This window comes from Pseudomonas sp. W2Jun17, from assembly GCF_023127795.1.
Taxonomy (GTDB): Bacteria; Pseudomonadota; Gammaproteobacteria; order Pseudomonadales; family Pseudomonadaceae; genus Aquipseudomonas; species Aquipseudomonas synxantha_A.
On sequence record NZ_SPKO01000011.1, the window covers coordinates 113,888 to 129,166 of the forward strand.

The 15,279-nt window shown below is 59.1% G+C and carries 15 protein-coding genes; 12 read left to right on the top strand and 3 right to left on the bottom strand.

What is annotated here, in order from left to right:
• Positions 1–125 precede the first annotated feature (125 nt).
• From E4O98_RS09460 to E4O98_RS09470, 3 genes are all read left to right on the top strand, one after another.
• A complete protein-coding gene (locus E4O98_RS09460) occupies positions 126–1,388 on the top strand; it encodes an ATP-binding protein (RefSeq protein WP_032877809.1) in 1,263 nt (420 codons plus the stop codon).
• On the top strand, positions 1,381–1,941 hold the full coding sequence (locus E4O98_RS09465; RefSeq protein ID WP_003171731.1) for a response regulator transcription factor: 561 nt from the start codon (positions 1,381–1,383) through the stop codon (positions 1,939–1,941). Before E4O98_RS09460 ends, E4O98_RS09465 begins: the two co-directional genes overlap by 8 nt.
• A 100-nt stretch (positions 1,942–2,041) precedes the next feature.
• Positions 2,042–3,766: an ABC transporter ATP-binding protein/permease gene (locus E4O98_RS09470; RefSeq protein WP_248134830.1), complete on the top strand. Its 1,725-nt coding sequence runs from the start codon at positions 2,042–2,044 to the stop codon at positions 3,764–3,766.
• A gap of 191 nt (positions 3,767–3,957) precedes the next feature.
• On the opposite strand, the gene E4O98_RS09475 is transcribed toward E4O98_RS09470, so the two are convergent.
• A complete protein-coding gene (locus E4O98_RS09475) occupies positions 3,958–4,395 on the bottom strand; it encodes a DUF1043 family protein (protein ID WP_005784763.1) in 438 nt (145 codons plus the stop codon).
• Between the two features lie 146 nt (positions 4,396–4,541).
• Here E4O98_RS09475 and E4O98_RS09480 point away from each other — a divergent pair, with 146 nt between their 5' ends.
• The 3 genes from E4O98_RS09480 (at position 4,542) to zapE (ending at position 7,717) form a co-directional block, all read left to right on the top strand.
• On the top strand, positions 4,542–5,171 hold the full coding sequence (locus E4O98_RS09480) for an alpha/beta fold hydrolase (protein ID WP_248134832.1): 630 nt from the start codon (positions 4,542–4,544) through the stop codon (positions 5,169–5,171).
• Positions 5,172–5,187: 16 nt separating this feature from the next.
• Positions 5,188–6,543 carry a tryptophan--tRNA ligase gene (locus tag E4O98_RS09485; RefSeq protein WP_248131816.1) on the top strand — a complete coding sequence of 452 codons (1,356 nt, stop codon included), beginning with the start codon at positions 5,188–5,190 and terminating at the stop codon, positions 6,541–6,543.
• A gap of 79 nt (positions 6,544–6,622) precedes the next feature.
• Positions 6,623–7,717, top strand: a complete 1,095-nt coding sequence (zapE, locus tag E4O98_RS09490; protein ID WP_005784768.1) for a cell division protein ZapE — start codon at positions 6,623–6,625, stop codon at positions 7,715–7,717.
• A gap of 152 nt (positions 7,718–7,869) precedes the next feature.
• Here zapE and E4O98_RS09495 read toward each other — a convergent pair whose 3' ends face one another.
• On the bottom strand, positions 7,870–8,766 hold the full coding sequence (locus tag E4O98_RS09495) for a GlxA family transcriptional regulator (protein ID WP_177327423.1): 897 nt from the start codon (positions 8,764–8,766) through the stop codon (positions 7,870–7,872).
• Between the two features lie 244 nt (positions 8,767–9,010).
• On the opposite strand from E4O98_RS09495, the gene E4O98_RS09500 reads away from it, so the two are divergent.
• Positions 9,011–10,147 carry an acyl-CoA dehydrogenase family protein gene (locus E4O98_RS09500; protein WP_032877806.1) on the top strand — a complete coding sequence of 379 codons (1,137 nt, stop codon included), beginning with the start codon at positions 9,011–9,013 and terminating at the stop codon, positions 10,145–10,147.
• 113 nt (positions 10,148–10,260) lie between these two features.
• Here the strand turns inward: E4O98_RS09500 and E4O98_RS09505 are convergent, their stop codons facing one another.
• The gene (locus tag E4O98_RS09505) at positions 10,261–11,301 is read right to left on the bottom strand and encodes an NADP(H)-dependent aldo-keto reductase (RefSeq protein ID WP_032877805.1); all 1,041 of its coding nucleotides are present in this window, start codon (positions 11,299–11,301) and stop codon (positions 10,261–10,263) included.
• A gap of 249 nt (positions 11,302–11,550) precedes the next feature.
• Here E4O98_RS09505 and rplM point away from each other — a divergent pair, with 249 nt between their 5' ends.
• The 5 genes from rplM to E4O98_RS09530 all read left to right on the top strand — a co-directional run bounded on the left by rplM (position 11,551) and on the right by E4O98_RS09530 (position 15,235).
• A complete protein-coding gene (gene rplM / locus E4O98_RS09510; RefSeq protein ID WP_003171742.1) occupies positions 11,551–11,979 on the top strand; it encodes a 50S ribosomal protein L13 in 429 nt (142 codons plus the stop codon).
• A 14-nt stretch (positions 11,980–11,993) separates the two neighbouring features.
• Positions 11,994–12,386 carry a 30S ribosomal protein S9 gene (gene rpsI, locus E4O98_RS09515; protein ID WP_002555064.1) on the top strand — a complete coding sequence of 131 codons (393 nt, stop codon included), beginning with the start codon at positions 11,994–11,996 and terminating at the stop codon, positions 12,384–12,386.
• Positions 12,387–12,651: 265 nt separating this feature from the next.
• Positions 12,652–13,245, top strand: a complete 594-nt coding sequence (gene petA, locus E4O98_RS09520; RefSeq protein ID WP_032877804.1) for a ubiquinol-cytochrome c reductase iron-sulfur subunit — start codon at positions 12,652–12,654, stop codon at positions 13,243–13,245.
• A complete protein-coding gene (locus E4O98_RS09525) occupies positions 13,245–14,456 on the top strand; it encodes a cytochrome bc complex cytochrome b subunit (RefSeq protein WP_032877803.1) in 1,212 nt (403 codons plus the stop codon). Before petA ends, E4O98_RS09525 begins: the two co-directional genes overlap by 1 nt.
• A complete protein-coding gene (locus E4O98_RS09530) occupies positions 14,456–15,235 on the top strand; it encodes a cytochrome c1 (protein WP_032877802.1) in 780 nt (259 codons plus the stop codon). The genes E4O98_RS09525 and E4O98_RS09530 overlap by 1 nt, the downstream gene beginning before the upstream one ends.
• Positions 15,236–15,279 lie beyond the last annotated feature (44 nt).

The window sequence follows — 15,279 nt, forward strand, 5'->3', positions numbered from 1 at the left end:
GTTATGCGGGCGCCGACGAACGGTCATTTAGCCGGCCTGCGTCAAAGAGCCACACGCGCCGTGCCAGCAGGTCCGCTTCGTTTATACTCGTGCCGATCCGCCTGCAGCGCTCATCGGGAGAGCTCATGCTCGCCGCCGTAAAACTGACTTCCGCCACTCGCCAGAACCTCTGGCGCCTGACGTTCATTCGCACCCTGGTATTGGCCGCACAGGCCGGTTCCGTCGGGCTTGCCTATTGGTTCGACCTGCTGCCGCTGCCCTGGCTGCAACTGGCTGTGACCCTGGGTTTTTCCACCGTGTTGTGTGCATTTACCGCCATACGGCTGCGCACCACCTGGCCGGTGACCGAGTTGGAATATGCCCTGCAACTGGCTTGCGACCTGTTTATCCACAGCGTGTTGCTGTACTTCTCCGGTGGGTCCACCAACCCGTTCGTTTCGTATTACCTGGTGCCACTGACCATCGCTGCGGTGACGTTGCCATGGCGCTACTCGGTGGTGCTTTCGGGGATCGCGCTGACGCTGTACACCCTGTTGCTGGCTCAGTTCTACCCGTTGCAGACCTTCCCTATCGCCCGGGAAAACCTGCAAATCTACGGGATGTGGTTGAGTTTTGCCCTGTCTGCCGCCGTCATTACCTTTTTCGCCGCACGTATGGCCGAAGAGCTGCGTCGCCAGGAAGAGCTGCGCGCCATTCGCCGCGAAGAAGGGCTGCGCGACCAGCAATTGCTGGCCGTTGCCACCCAGGCTGCCGGTGCCGCCCATGAATTGGGCACGCCGTTGGCGACCATGAGCGTGCTGCTCAAGGAAATGACCCAGGACCATCACGACCCCGCGCTGCAAGACGACTTGAGCGTGCTGCAGGAACAGGTCAAGCAATGCAAGCTGACGCTGCAGCAACTGGTGCGTGCCGCCGAAGCCAATCGCCGCCTCGCGGTTGAAATGCAGGATGTGACCCAATGGCTCGATGAAGCCCTGAACCGTTGGCACCTGATGCGCCCCGAGGCCAGTTACCGCTTCAACCTGTTGGGCCAAGGCAGCGTGCCGCGCCTGGCGCCACCGCCAGACCTGACCCAGGCGCTGCTCAACTTGCTGAACAACGCCGCTGACGCCTGCCCTGAAGGGCTCGGTGTACAGTTGGACTGGGACGCCGAAAACATCACCATCAGCATTCGTGACCACGGCGCGGGCGTGCCGCTGGCCATTGCCGAGCAGATCGGCAAACCCTTCTTTACCACCAAGGGCAAAGGCTTCGGCCTGGGCCTGTTTTTGAGCAAGGCCAGCGTGACCCGCGCGGGCGGCTCAGTGAAGCTCTATAGTCATGAGGAAGGTGGCACGCTCACCGAGCTGCGCCTGCCCCGTGTCGCACGAGGAGATATCGATGAGTGACGAGATCCAAGTCGAAGGCGAAGAACTGCCGCACCTGTTGCTGGTAGATGACGATGCCACCTTTACCCGCGTGATGGCGCGCGCCATGAGCCGTCGCGGTTTTCGCGTCAGCACCGCAGGGTCTGCCGAAGAAGGCCTGACCATCGCCCAGGCCGACCTGCCCGACTACGCCGCCCTCGACCTGAAAATGGACGGCGACTCCGGCCTGGTGCTGCTGCCCAAGCTGCTGGAGCTCGACCCCGAAATGCGCGTGGTGATCCTCACCGGTTACTCCAGCATCGCCACCGCTGTCGAGGCGATCAAGCGCGGCGCCTGCAACTACCTGTGCAAGCCGGCGGACGCCGACGACGTGCTGGCCGCTCTGCTTTCCGAGCACGCCGACCTCGACACCCTGGTACCGGAAAACCCGATGTCGGTGGACCGCCTGCAATGGGAGCATATCCAGCGCGTGCTGACCGAGCACGAAGGCAATATCTCCGCCACTGCCCGTGCTTTAGGCATGCACCGCCGTACCTTGCAGCGCAAGTTGCAGAAGCGCCCGGTACGACGCTGAACGAACACTGAACAACCTGCTTCAGGCTGCACGGATGCGCGAACCGATCACCTATGATCGGTTCAAACGCCTGTGATGTTTTTCCTGCCGAGCCTGAACAATGAACCAGAACGCTGAGTACTCCGCGATCAACGACGCGGTGCGGGGGCAATTCTTCCGCCGAACCTGGGCCATGATCACACCGTATTGGCGTAGCGAAGAGAAGGGCAGGGCCTGGCTGTTGCTGGCTGCAGTGATTGGCCTGTCGCTGTTCAGCGTGGCGATTTCCGTGTGGATCAATCACTGGTACAAGGATTTCTACAACGCCCTGGAGAAGAAGGACACCGCCGCCTTCTGGCAACTGATAGGTTATTTCGGCGGCATTGCGGCGGTGGCGATTCTCGGCGCGGTCTACCGTCTCTATCTGACCCAGATGCTGACGATCCGCTGGCGCGCCTGGCTCACCGAAAAACACTTCACCCGGTGGCTGGCCCACAAGAATTACTACCAGCTGGAACAGGGTGGTTATACCGACAACCCAGACCAGCGGATTTCCGAAGACCTCAACAACTTCACCTCCGGCACCTTGAGCCTCGGCCTTGGGTTGCTGCGTAATGTGGTCAGCCTGGTGTCGTTCTCGATCATCCTGTGGGGCGTATCGGGCAGCATCGAAGTGTTTGGCATCACCATCCCCGGCTATATGTTCTGGTGCGCGCTGCTGTACGCCACCGTGGGCAGTTGGCTGACGCACCTGATCGGCCGACGCTTGATCGGCCTGAGCAACCAACAGCAACGCTTCGAGGCAGACCTGCGTTTTTCCATGGTGCGGGTGCGTGAGAATGCCGAGAGCATTGCCCTGTACAACGGCGAGCCCAATGAAGGACAACGCCTGAGTACGCGCTTCGGCAAGGTCTGGCACAACTTCTGGGACATCATGAAAGTGTCCAAGCGCCTGACCTTTTTCACCGCCGGCTACAGCCAGATTGCGATCATCTTCCCGTTTATCGTGGCCGCGCCGCGCTACTTCACCGGAAAAATCGAGCTGGGCGAGCTGATGCAAATCAACTCGGCGTTTGGCAACGTGCAGGAAAACTTCAGCTGGTTTATCAACGCCTACTCGGAACTGGCGACATGGCGCGCCACCAGTGATCGCCTGCTGAGTTTCCAGCAAGCCATGAGCGACAACGAGCAGCGAGCCCCGGCCATCGATGTGCGCCCTGACGGCGAGCGCCTGGTGATCACGGATCTGGGCATGGACCTGGCCGACGGCCGTCACCTGCTCACCGACGCCGACATGACCGTGGAGCCTGGCCAGCGCGTGATGCTCAGCGGGCGTTCCGGTAGCGGCAAGAGCACCTTGTTGCGGGCGATGGGCCATCTTTGGCCCGCAGGTCATGGCAGCATTCGGTTGCCGGCGACGCGCTACCTGTTCCTGCCGCAGAAGCCTTACCTGCCGATTGGTACGCTCAAGGCGGTGCTGAGTTATCCACAAGACGACAGCGTCTATCCGGCAGAACGTTATGCACAGGTCCTGCAAACCTGCCGCCTGCCGCACCTGCTCAATCGTCTGGATGAAGCCAACCACTGGCAACGCATGCTTTCGCCGGGTGAGCAACAGCGCCTGGCCTTTGCCCGTGCGTTGTTGTTCGCACCGCAGTGGCTGTATATGGATGAAGCCACTTCGGCGATGGATGAAGAGGATGAGGCAACGTTGTACCAGGCATTGATCGATGAATTGCCGGGATTGAGCATCGTCAGCGTCGGCCACCGCAGCAGCCTCAAGCGTTTCCATGGGCGGCATGTACGCATCGAGGGTGGGCGGTTGCAGGAGCAACAACTCACTTGAGCTCATCCTCGGTGAGTGTGGGAGGGGGCTTGCTCCCGATGGCAGCCTGTCAGTAACAGATGCATTGGCTGATCCACCGCTATCGGGAGCAAGCCCCCTCCCACATTGATCTGCATTGTTCTTGAAGTGGCGCCCAAAAAAAGCCCGGCTGATCATTGATCAGCCGGGCTTTTTTAATGCTCGAAGATGACTTACTTCTTCAAGCCGTAATGCTCATCCAGCATTCCTGGGGCGTTCGGCGTTTTTGGCGCGTAGTCCCGTGGTGGCTCCTGGTTTTCCCGAGGCGGGGTCAGGCGTTCCCGTGGGGTTTGCGGTGCATCGGAATGCAGCGCAGCCAGCAGGCGCTGGCGGGTGATGTCGTCGAGGGCCAGGCGATTAGCGCCTTCGGCGAGGTGATCCTGTACTTCCTGGTAGCTCTGGGTGAGCTTCTTGACCAGGGTCGCGGTGCTGTTGAAGTGGGTAACAACCTCGTTCTGATAACTGTCAAAACGTTCCTGAATGTCATCCAGCTGACGCTGCGTGCGGTTAGGCGCGGCATTCGGCAGCAGGCGGGCAACCAGGAATCCAATGGCGACACCGGCAACCAGGGCAAGAGTCGGCAACAACCAAACTAAGAGCGAGTGTTCCACGAGTCCTTCCTCTATAAACGGCTTTGCTTTACGTTAACGGCTCAAACCTGCGCTGTATACCGCGATTAAGCTCGCAATGATGCCATGCACAGACTTTTAGCTAGACGAGTCGACCCCTTGAGAGGTCACGGAGTTCATCCTTGCTCATGCGTGAAACCCCCGTTTTGATCGATGGCCCGGTGGGCCAATTGGAAGCCTTGTACCTGGATCACCCCGAACCACGTGGCCTGGCGCTGATCTGCCACCCTAACCCGGTGCAGGGTGGGACCATGCTCAATAAAGTGGTGTCGACCCTGCAACGCACTGCGCGCGATGCCGGTTTGATTACTTTGCGTTTCAATTATCGTGGCGTCGGTGCCAGCGCCGGTTCACACGATATGGCCAGTGGTGAGGTCGACGATGCCGAAGCGGCCGTCACCTGGCTGCGGGCAAAACATCCCGAACTGCCGATCACCTTGTTGGGTTTTTCCTTCGGTGGCTATGTCGCGGCCAGTCTCGGCGGCCGTCTGGAAGCCAAGGGTGAAAAGCTTGCGCACCTGTTTATGGTGGCTGCCGCCGTGATGCGCCTTGGCGATGCAGATGTGTTGCCCCAAGGCTGCCCGTTGACCCTGATCCAACCGGAAAGCGATGAAGTGGTCGACCCGCAATTGGTCTACGACTGGTCCGCCGCCCTGAAACGCCCCCATGAGTTGCTGAAAGTGGCAGAATGCGGACACTTTTTTCATGGCAAGCTGACCGATCTCAAGGATCTGGTGCTGCCACGCCTTTCGAATTGATGACAAGCGATCACCCATGACGACCCGTACCCGAATCCTCACCGGCATTACCACCACCGGCACGCCGCACCTGGGCAACTACGCCGGTGCGATTCGCCCCGCGATCCTCGCCAGCGAAGACGCGAATGCCGACTCCTTCTACTTCCTGGCCGACTACCACGCGCTGATCAAGTGCGACGACCCGCAGCGCATCCAGCGCTCGCGCATGGAAATCGCCGCGACCTGGCTGGCCGGTGGCCTGGATGTGAACCGTGTGACCTTCTATCGCCAGTCGGACATCCCGGAGATTCCCGAGCTGACCTGGCTGCTGACCTGCGTTGCCGCCAAGGGCCTGCTCAACCGCGCCCATGCGTACAAGGCGTCGGTGGACAAGAACGTGGAAAACGGCGAAGACCCGGATGCGGGCATCAGCATGGGCCTGTACAGCTACCCGGTGCTGATGGCCGCTGACATCCTGATGTTCAACGCGCACAAGGTGCCAGTCGGTCGCGACCAGATCCAGCACGTGGAAATGGCTCGCGACATCGGCCAGCGTTTCAACCACTTGTTCGGCAACGGTAAAGAGTTCTTCACCATGCCCGAGGCGCTGATCGAAGAAAGCGTTGCCACCTTGCCGGGCCTGGATGGCCGCAAGATGTCCAAGAGCTACGACAACACCATCCCGTTGTTCACCAGCGCCAAGGACATGAAAGACGCGATCTCGCGGATCGTGACCGACTCGCGTGCGCCGGGCGAAGCCAAGGACCCGGACAATTCGCACCTGTTCACCCTGTACCAGGCGTTCGCGACCAAGGCGCAGGAAGAAGAATTCCGTGGCGAGCTGCTGCAAGGCCTGGGCTGGGGCGAGGCGAAGAATCGTCTGTTCCAACTGCTCGACGGCCAACTTGGTGAAGCGCGCGAGCGTTACCACCAACTGATGTCGCGCCCCTCTGATATGGAAGACCTGCTGCTGGTCGGCGCCAAGAAAGCCCGTGCCGTGGCCGCGCCATTCCTCGCCGAGTTGCGTGAGGCGGTGGGCCTGCGTTCGTTCGTTAACCAGGCTGCGGCGCCGGTCGCAACCAAGAAAAAAGCGGCGAAGGCTGCGCGTTTTGTGAGTTTTCGTGAAGACGATGGCAGCTTCCGCTTCCGCCTGCTGGCCGCTGATGGTGAGCAACTGTTGCTGTCGCGCAACTTTGCCGATGGCAAAGCGGCTGGCGCTGTGACCAAACAATTGCAAAGTGGTGATGCGCTGGACGTGCGTGCGCAGGCTCTGAGCTTCAGCGTATGGCTGGACGGCGCCGCCGTGGCTGACAGTGCCGAGTACGCCGATCAAGCATCGCGTGACGCGGCCATCGAAGCCTTGCGCGCTGCGTTGGCCCCAATCGAGGATTAACCCGACCAAGGGTTGATTGCCATTCTCCAGGGCCGTCGTTACAGTGTCGGCCCGTTTTTGTTGCCTTGCTAACGAAATTATGACGCCCCTAGAACGATATCAAGCTGATCTGAAACGCCCTGAATTCTTCCATGACGCAGCCCAGGAAAATGCTGTGCGTCATTTGCAGCGCCTGTACGACGATCTGGTCGCGGCCTCGCAAAGCAAACCAGGGATGTTCAGCAAGCTGTTTGGCAAGAAAGATCACACGCCGGTCAAGGGCCTGTACTTCTGGGGTGGCGTCGGCCGGGGCAAGACTTATCTGGTAGACACCTTCTTTGAAGCGCTGCCATTCAAGGAAAAGGTCCGTACTCACTTCCACCGCTTCATGAAGCGCGTGCACGAAGAGATGAAAACCCTGCCGGGCGAGAAAAACCCGCTGACCATCATCGCCAAGCGCTTCTCCCAAGAAGCGCGGGTGATCTGCTTCGATGAGTTCTTCGTCTCCGACATCACCGACGCCATGATCCTTGGCACGCTGATGGAAGAGCTGTTCAAGAACGGTGTGACCCTGGTGGCCACGTCGAACATTGTGCCTGACGGCCTGTATAAGGACGGCCTGCAGCGTGCGCGCTTCCTGCCGGCCATTGCGCTGATCAAGCAGAACACCGATATCGTCAACGTCGACAGCGGCGTCGATTACCGCCTGCGCCACCTGGAGCAAGCCGAGCTGTTCCACTTCCCGCTGAACCAAGCGGCGCACGACAGCCTGAAAAAAAGCTTCCGCGCCCTGACGCCGGAATGCACCCAGGCGGTGGAAAACGACAAGCTGATGATCGAGAACCGCGAAATCATCGCCTTGCGCACCTGCGATGACGTGGCCTGGTTCGAGTTCCGCCAGCTGTGCGACGGCCCGCGCAGCCAGAACGACTACATTGAGCTGGGCAAGATCTTCCACGCGGTGATCTTGAGCGGCGTCGAGCAGATGGGCGTGACCACCGACGATATTGCGCGGCGGTTTATCAACATGGTCGACGAATTCTACGACCGTAACGTCAAGTTGATCATCTCGGCGGAAGTCGAGCTCAAGGACCTGTACACCGGCGGTCGCTTGAACTTCGAATTCCAGCGCACCTTGAGCCGCCTGCTTGAAATGCAGTCCCACGAGTTCCTGTCGCGCGGACACAAGCCTTAATCAATCTCCAGCTCAATGGAGATCCAATGTGGGAGGGGGCTTGCTCCCGATTTCGGAGTGTCAGTCACTGTAGATGTGACTGACCCAGCGCAATCGGGAGCAAGTCGAATCGTCGCACCGCCCCTCCCACTTTGTTTTCTGTGTTCCTTCAGTTAGGCGGCTTGCTGAAATTGCTGGCGATACTGGTTCGGCGACAACTCCGTGTGCTGCCTGAACAACCGCGCAAAGAAACTCGCATCGTCGTAACCCACCTCATAACTGATGGTCTTGATGCTCTTGCGGCTGCCTGAGAGCAGGCCCTTTGCCGTCTCGATGCGCAACCGTTGCAGGTAATGCAGCGGCTTGTCACCGGTGGCGGTCTGGAAGCGCCGCATGAAGTTGCGGATGCTCATGCCGTGTTCCCGGGCGACGTCTTCGAAGCGGAACTTGTCGGCGAAGTGTTCTTCGAGCCAGTGCTGGATCTGCAGGATGATCACGTCCTGGTGCAGCTTCTGGCCGCCAAAACCGATACGCCCCGGCGAATAGCTGCGCTGCACCTCATAGAGGATGTCGCGGGCCACGGCCTGGGCGATGTTGGCGCCGCAGAAGCGTTCGATCAGGTAGATGTAGAGGTCACAGGCCGAGGTGGTGCCGCCGGCGCAATACAGGTTATCGGCATCGGTCAGGTGCTTGTCCTGGTTGAGCTGCACCTTGGGGAAGCGCTCGCTGAAAGCATTGAAGAACCGCCAGTAGGTGGTCGCCTCCTTGCCATCGAGCAGCCCGGCTTCGGCCAGCCAGAACACCCCGGTGGCTTCACCGCACAGCACGGCGCCGCGGGCATGTTGTTCGCGTAGCCACGGCAACACTTGCGGGTAGCGGGTGCACAGGGCGTCGAAGTCGTCCCAGAAGGCCGGCAGCACGATGATATCGGCATCCTCCAGGCCGCCGTCCACCGGCATGATCACATCGCTGAAGCTGCGCACCGACTGCCCGTCGGGGCTGACCAGGCGCGTATCGAACCCTGGGGTCAAGCCCAGGCCCTGCTGTTTACCGTAACGCAGGCTGGCCAGATGGAAGAAGTCCTTGGCTTGCATGAGGGTGGAAGCGAATACCCGATCAATGGCCAAAATGCTGACGCGCCGCAGGGGCGTGGAGATTTGGTTAGACATAATTTCATTTATTCTTATAGGGGAAAGTGGTCACCAGACGGCTGGATCGTCTTATTTTTTGTCGCATGTGTCCAGTGTCCCGTGACGCCATCGGGGCATAGGCTCTGTGGGCTCGTCCTTGTCCGACAATCCACGCAGGTGACCCATGATCCCCAGAACCTTGTTCAGCTCGGAGCACGAACTCTTCCGCGAGAGCGTGCGCACCTTCCTCGAAAAACACGCCGCGCCCTTTCATGGGCAATGGGAAAAGCAGGGCTATATCGACCGGAGCCTGTGGAACCAGGCGGGGGAGGCGGGCATGTTGTGTTCCCACCTGCCGGAGGAATATGGCGGCCTGGGCGCAGATTTCCTCTACAGCGCGGTGGTGATCGAAGAAGTCAGCCGCCTGGGGTTGACCGGCATCGGCTTTTCTCTGCACTCGGATATCGTCGCGCCCTACATCCTGCATTACGGCAGTGAAGCGCTTAAGCACAAATACCTGCCCAAGTTGATCTGCGGGGAGATGGTCACGGCAATTGCCATGACCGAGCCGGGCGCCGGTTCCGACCTGCAAGGGGTCAAGACCACGGCAGTGCTGGACGGCGATGAGTACGTCATCAACGGCTCCAAGACCTTTATCACCAACGGTTACTTGGCCGATCTGGTGATCGTAGTCGCCAAGACCGATCCCAAGGCCGGCGCCAAGGGCACCAGCCTGTTTCTGGTGGAGGCTGGCACGCCCGGTTTCGACAAGGGCAAGCGCCTGGAGAAAGTCGGCATGAAGGCCCAGGACACCTCGGAGTTGTTTTTCCAGGACGTGCGGGTGCCCAAGGAAAACTTGCTGGGCCAGGCCGGTATGGGCTTCGCATACCTGATGCAGGAACTGCCTCAAGAGCGTTTGACCGTAGCGATAGGCGCACTGTCTTCAGCCGAAGCGGCATTGCAATGGACCCTGGATTACACCCGCGAGCGCAAGGCGTTCGGCAAGGCGATTGCCGACTTCCAGAACACCCGATTCAAGCTGGCCGAGATGGCCACCGAGATTCAGATCGGCCGTGTGTTTGTCGACAAATGCATGGCGTTGCACCTAGAGGGCAAGCTGGACGTGCCGACAGCGGCGATGGCCAAGTACTGGGCCACGGACCTGCAATGCAAGGTGCTCGATGAGTGCGTGCAGTTGCACGGCGGCTACGGCTTCATGTGGGAATACCCGATTGCCCGGGCCTGGGCGGATGCGCGGGTGCAGCGCATTTATGCGGGAACCAATGAGATCATGAAGGAGATTATTGCGCGGGCACTTTGATTGTCTGGTGCTCTTGATGGCCTCATCGCAGGCAAGCCAGCTCCCACATTTGACGGTATTCACAGATCAACATGTGGGAGCTGGCTTGCCTGCGATGGCGGTCTGAAGGTCAATCAAGGCGCGGGGTTTGGATGATCCTTTTGAATCGCCTCAATCCCTTCCAACACCTCTTTCGACAGTTTCAACTCGGCACTGGCAATGTTGCTATCCAACTGTTCCAGCGACGTAGCCCCAATGATATTGCTGGTCACAAACGGCTGCTGCGTCACAAACGCCAGGGCCATCTGCGCCGGGTCCAGGCCATGTTCCCGCGCCAATGCCACATAGCGGCTGCACGCCGCCTCCGACTGCGGGTTGAAGTAACGGCTGAACCGGCTGTACTCGGTCAGGCGTGCCTTGGCCGGCCGTGCGCCGCCTTCGTACTTGCCGCTGAGCATGCCGAACGCCAGTGGTGAGTAGGCCAGCAAGCCGCACTGCTCACGGATGGCGATTTCTGCCAGGCCCACTTCAAAGCTGCGGTTGAGCAGGTTGTATGGGTTCTGGATCGACACCGCGCGTGGCCAGCCACGGGCTTCGGCCAGGGCGAGGAACTTCATGGTGCCCCATGGGGTTTCGTTGGACAGGCCGATGTGGCGGATCTTGCCGGCCTTGACCTGTTCATCCAGGGCTTCGAGGGTTTCTTCCAGGGGGGTGAGGTCGTCTTCGTCCTTGTGCTTGTAGCTCAGTTGGCCGAAGAAATTAGTGCTGCGTTCCGGCCAGTGCAGTTGGTAGAGGTCGATCCAGTCGGTCTGCAGGCGCTTGAGGCTGGCGTCGAGCGCCTGGGTGATGTGCTTGCGGTTGTGACGCAGGTAGCCATCGCGGATGTAGTCGATGGTGTTGCCGGGGCCGGCGATCTTGCTGGCGAGGATCCAGTCGGCGCGGTCGCCACGGCTTTTGAAATAGTTGCCGATGTAGCGTTCGGTGGTGGCATAGGTGTCGGCCTTGGGCGGTACCGGGTACATTTCTGCGGTATCGAGGAAGTTGATCCCCGCGCCCTTTGCCCGTTCGATCTGCGCGAAAGCCTCTGCCTCGCTGTTCTGCTCGCCCCAGGTCATGGTGCCCAACGCGATGGCGCTGACGTTCAGATCGGTGCGGCCCAGCTGTCGGTAATCCATCGGGTACTCCTTCGGGGGAAAACAATCATAAAAGCAGGTTGAATTTTTTTTCGCAATCTGCATAATTGCCCACCTCTTTCTGCAGTGGAAGTGATGCGCCGCCTGCCGAAGAATCTTGCCGTTGAACGGACGCGCCGACCCGAGCCCCCGATAGCGTCTGTATCCGGCTGCCTTTGACTTGTCAAAGTACGCACTATTCAGTAAGATCCGCCGTCTAATTTACAGGGCGGCCCCTGAGGCTATTAAAGAATGACAACTTTTACTGCAAAACCGGAAACAGTTCAGCGCGACTGGTTTGTCGTCGACGCCGCTGGTCAGACCCTGGGTCGTCTGGCCACTGAAGTCGCCAGCCGTCTGCGTGGCAAGCACAAGCCTGAATACACCCCGCACGTTGATACCGGTGACTACATCGTGATCATCAACGCTGAGCAGGTACGTGTTACCGGCAACAAAGCGCAAGACAAAATGTACTACCGTCACTCCGGTTTCCCAGGCGGTATCAAGTCTTCAAACTTTGAAGGCCTGATCTCCAAGAAGCCTGAAGCCCCGATCGAAATCGCGGTCAAAGGCATGCTGCCGAAGGGCCCACTGGGTCGCGATATGTTTCGCAAGCTGAAAGTCTATGCGGGCGCTGTACACCCTCATGCTGCTCAGCAGCCCCAAGAACTGAAGTTTTAACGGAATAGTTCATTATGTCGGCGACTCAAAATTACGGCACTGGCCGTCGCAAAACCGCAACCGCACGCGTTTTCCTGCGTCCGGGCACTGGTAACATCTCGATCAACAACCGCTCCCTGGACAACTTCTTCGGTCGCGAAACTGCCCGCATGGTAGTTCGTCAGCCGCTGGAATTGACCGAGACCGTTGAAAAGTTCGACATCTACGTCACCGTTATCGGTGGCGGTGTAAGTGGTCAAGCTGGCGCAATCCGCCACGGTATCACTCGCGCTCTGATGCAGTACGACGAAACCCTGCGTGGCGCTCTGCGCAAAGCTGGCTTCGTTACTCGCGATGCTCGTGAAGTTGAACGTAAGAAAGTCGGTCTGCGTAAAGCGCGTAAGCGTCCGCAGTACTCGAAGCGTTAATTCGCTTTACGTTCCAGAAAACGCCCAGCCTCCTCACGGAGCTGGGCGTTTTTTATTGCCTGCGATTTATGCACATTTTTCGCCGTGACAACTTGCCACATCCGTAGACCCCCTATACTACAAGGCCTGAGGGCGGAGGCCCGGGCAATTCCCTTGTCATACGTGGGGCTTTTCATTACCATCCGTCAAAATTTTTATAAGTAAAGATTCAACACTTAGTAGACGCCTGATTTAACAGGCCAAAAAGCTGATGGGAGAGGACTGAATGAGCAATGACGGCGTGAATGCAGGCCGGCGTCGCTTCTTGGTAGCAGCCACATCCGTGGTGGGTGCTGCAGGAGCGGTGGGGGCTGCGGTCCCGTTCGTGGGGTCATGGTTTCCCAGTGCCAAGGCGAAAGCCGCAGGTGCACCGGTGAAGGTGAATGTCAGCAAGATCGAGCCAGGTCAGCAGATGATTGCTGAATGGCGCGGCCAGCCGGTTTTCATTGTTCGCCGTACCGAGGAAATCCTGGGGAATCTGAAAAAGATCGAAGGCCAGTTGTCTGACCCGAAATCCGAAAATTCCGATCAGCCCGCCTACGCCAAGAACGAAATGCGTTCGATCAAGCCAGAGATCCTGTTGCTGGTTGGTCTGTGTACCCACTTGGGTTGCTCGCCTACCTTCCGCCCGGAAGTGGCCCCTGTCGATCTGGGCAAGGATTGGGTCGGTGGTTATTTCTGCCCCTGCCACGGCTCGCACTACGACCTCGCTGGCCGTGTCTACAAATCCCAGCCTGCTCCATTGAACCTGCCCGTGCCTCCGCATACCTACGAAACTGACGACCTCATAGTCATTGGCCTCGACAAGGAGAACGCGTGATGAGCAAGTTCATGGATTGGGTGGATGCGCGCTTCCCCGCCACCAAAATGTGGGAAGACCATCTCAGCAAATATTACGCGCCAAAAAACTTCAACTTCTTCTACTTCTTTGGCTCCCTGGCCTTGTTGGTGCTGGTCAACCAGATCGTCACCGGCGTGTGGTTGACGATGAGCTACACCCCGTCGGCGGAAGAGGCCTTTGCTTCCGTCGAATACATCATGCGCGACGTCGAGTACGGCTCGATCCTGCGCCTGCTGCACTCCACAGGCGCGTCAGCGTTCTTCATCGTCGTCTACATGCACATGTTCCGTGGCCTGCTCTACGGTTCGTACCAGAAGCCGCGTGAGCTGGTGTGGGTGTTTGGCATGTTGATCTACCTGGCGCTGATGGCCGAAGCCTTCATGGGCTACCTGCTGCCATGGGGCCAGATGTCGTACTGGGGCGCCCAGGTGATCATCTCGCTGTTCGGTGCAATCCCGGTGATCGGCAACGACCTGACCCAGTGGATTCGTGGCGACTACCTGATCTCCGGCATCACCCTGAACCGCTTCTTCGCCTTGCACGTGGTGGCCCTGCCGATCGTGATCCTGGGCCTTGTGGTACTGCACATCCTGGCACTGCACGAAGTGGGTTCCAACAACCCTGATGGTGTGGACATCAAGAAGCACAAGGACGAGAACGGCATCCCGCTCGACGGCATTCCATTCCACCCTTACTACACCGTGAAAGACATTGTCGGCGTAGTGGTGTTCCTGTTTGTGTTCTGCTCGATCGTGTTCTTTTTCCCGGAGATGGGTGGTTATTTCCTGGAGAAACCTAACTTCGAACAGGCCAACGCCTTCAAGACGCCCGAGCATATTGCCCCGGTCTGGTACTTCACGCCGTTCTACGCGATCTTGCGTGCGATCCCCGACAAACTCATGGGCGTGATCGCCATGGGCGCAGCCATCGCGGTGCTGTTCGTGCTGCCATGGCTGGACCGCAGTCCGGTCAAGTCGATGCGCTACAAAGGCTGGCTGAGCAAGATCTGGCTGTGGGTGTTCTGCATTTCGTTCGTGATCCTGGGTGTGCTGGGCGTGCTGGCGCCGACCCCCGAGCGTACGTTGCTGTCGCAGGTCTGCACCTTCCTGTACTTCGCCTACTTCATTCTGATGCCGTTCTATACCCGGCTCGAGAAGACCAAACCGGTTCCGGAAAGGGTGACTGGCTGATGAAAAAGTTATTCGTTGCATTCGTGCTTGCGGCCCTGCCGCTACTGTCCTTCGCCGCCGAGCATGGCGCGCAGCTGGAAAAAGTCGATATCGATGTGTCTGACAAGGCCGCCATGCAGGATGGGCTGCGTACATTCACCAACTACTGCATGGGTTGCCACAGCGCCAAGTTCCAACGTTACGAGCGTGTCGCCGATGACTTGGGCATCCCCCATGAAGTGATGCTCAGCCACGCGGTGTTCACTGGCGCGAAGATCGGTGACCACATGAACACCGGCATGCAACCGGCCGATGCCAAGGCCTGGTTCGGCGCCGCACCGCCCGACCTGACCCTGGTGGCCCGCGTGCGCGGCACCGACTGGCTCTACGGCTACCTGAAATCCTTCTACGAAGACCCTGCGCGCCCGTATGGCGTGAACAACAAAGTCTTCCCGAACGTCGGCATGCCGAACGTTCTGGTCGGCCTGCAGGGTCGTCAAGTGGTAGGATGCAAGCAGGTTCAGGTCGTTGAAGACGGCAAGAAGCAATATGATCCGTTGACCGGTACGCCTCTGACCCATGAAGCATGCGATCAACTGACCATCGTGCCCAAGACCGGTACGCTGAACGAAGAGCAGTTCGACGAGAAGGTCAAGAACCTGGTGACCTTCCTGGCCTACTCGGCCAACCCGGTCAAACTGCAGCACCAGCGCATCGGTACGTACGTCTTGCTGTACCTGGCTTTCTTCTTCGTATTCGCTTATCTGCTCAAGCGCGAATACTGGAAGGATGTGCATTGATCCAACCGTAAGCAATTGCTGTTAATCTTGCGCGCCCAGCGGCA

Coding starts and splice junctions, on each gene's coding strand:
- E4O98_RS09460 (WP_032877809.1), top strand. CDS start 126: ATGCTCGCCGCCGTAAAACTGACTTCCGCCACTCGCCAGAACCTCTGG.
- E4O98_RS09465 (WP_003171731.1), top strand. CDS start 1,381: ATGAGTGACGAGATCCAAGTCGAAGGCGAAGAACTGCCGCACCTGTTG.
- E4O98_RS09470 (WP_248134830.1), top strand. CDS start 2,042: ATGAACCAGAACGCTGAGTACTCCGCGATCAACGACGCGGTGCGGGGG.
- E4O98_RS09480 (WP_248134832.1), top strand. CDS start 4,542: ATGCGTGAAACCCCCGTTTTGATCGATGGCCCGGTGGGCCAATTGGAA.
- E4O98_RS09485 (WP_248131816.1), top strand. CDS start 5,188: ATGACGACCCGTACCCGAATCCTCACCGGCATTACCACCACCGGCACG.
- zapE (WP_005784768.1), top strand. CDS start 6,623: ATGACGCCCCTAGAACGATATCAAGCTGATCTGAAACGCCCTGAATTC.
- E4O98_RS09500 (WP_032877806.1), top strand. CDS start 9,011: ATGATCCCCAGAACCTTGTTCAGCTCGGAGCACGAACTCTTCCGCGAG.
- E4O98_RS09505 (WP_032877805.1), bottom strand. CDS start 11,301: ATGGATTACCGACAGCTGGGCCGCACCGATCTGAACGTCAGCGCCATC.
- rplM (WP_003171742.1), top strand. CDS start 11,551: ATGACAACTTTTACTGCAAAACCGGAAACAGTTCAGCGCGACTGGTTT.
- rpsI (WP_002555064.1), top strand. CDS start 11,994: ATGTCGGCGACTCAAAATTACGGCACTGGCCGTCGCAAAACCGCAACC.
- petA (WP_032877804.1), top strand. CDS start 12,652: ATGAGCAATGACGGCGTGAATGCAGGCCGGCGTCGCTTCTTGGTAGCA.
- E4O98_RS09525 (WP_032877803.1), top strand. CDS start 13,245: ATGAGCAAGTTCATGGATTGGGTGGATGCGCGCTTCCCCGCCACCAAA.
- E4O98_RS09530 (WP_032877802.1), top strand. CDS start 14,456: ATGAAAAAGTTATTCGTTGCATTCGTGCTTGCGGCCCTGCCGCTACTG.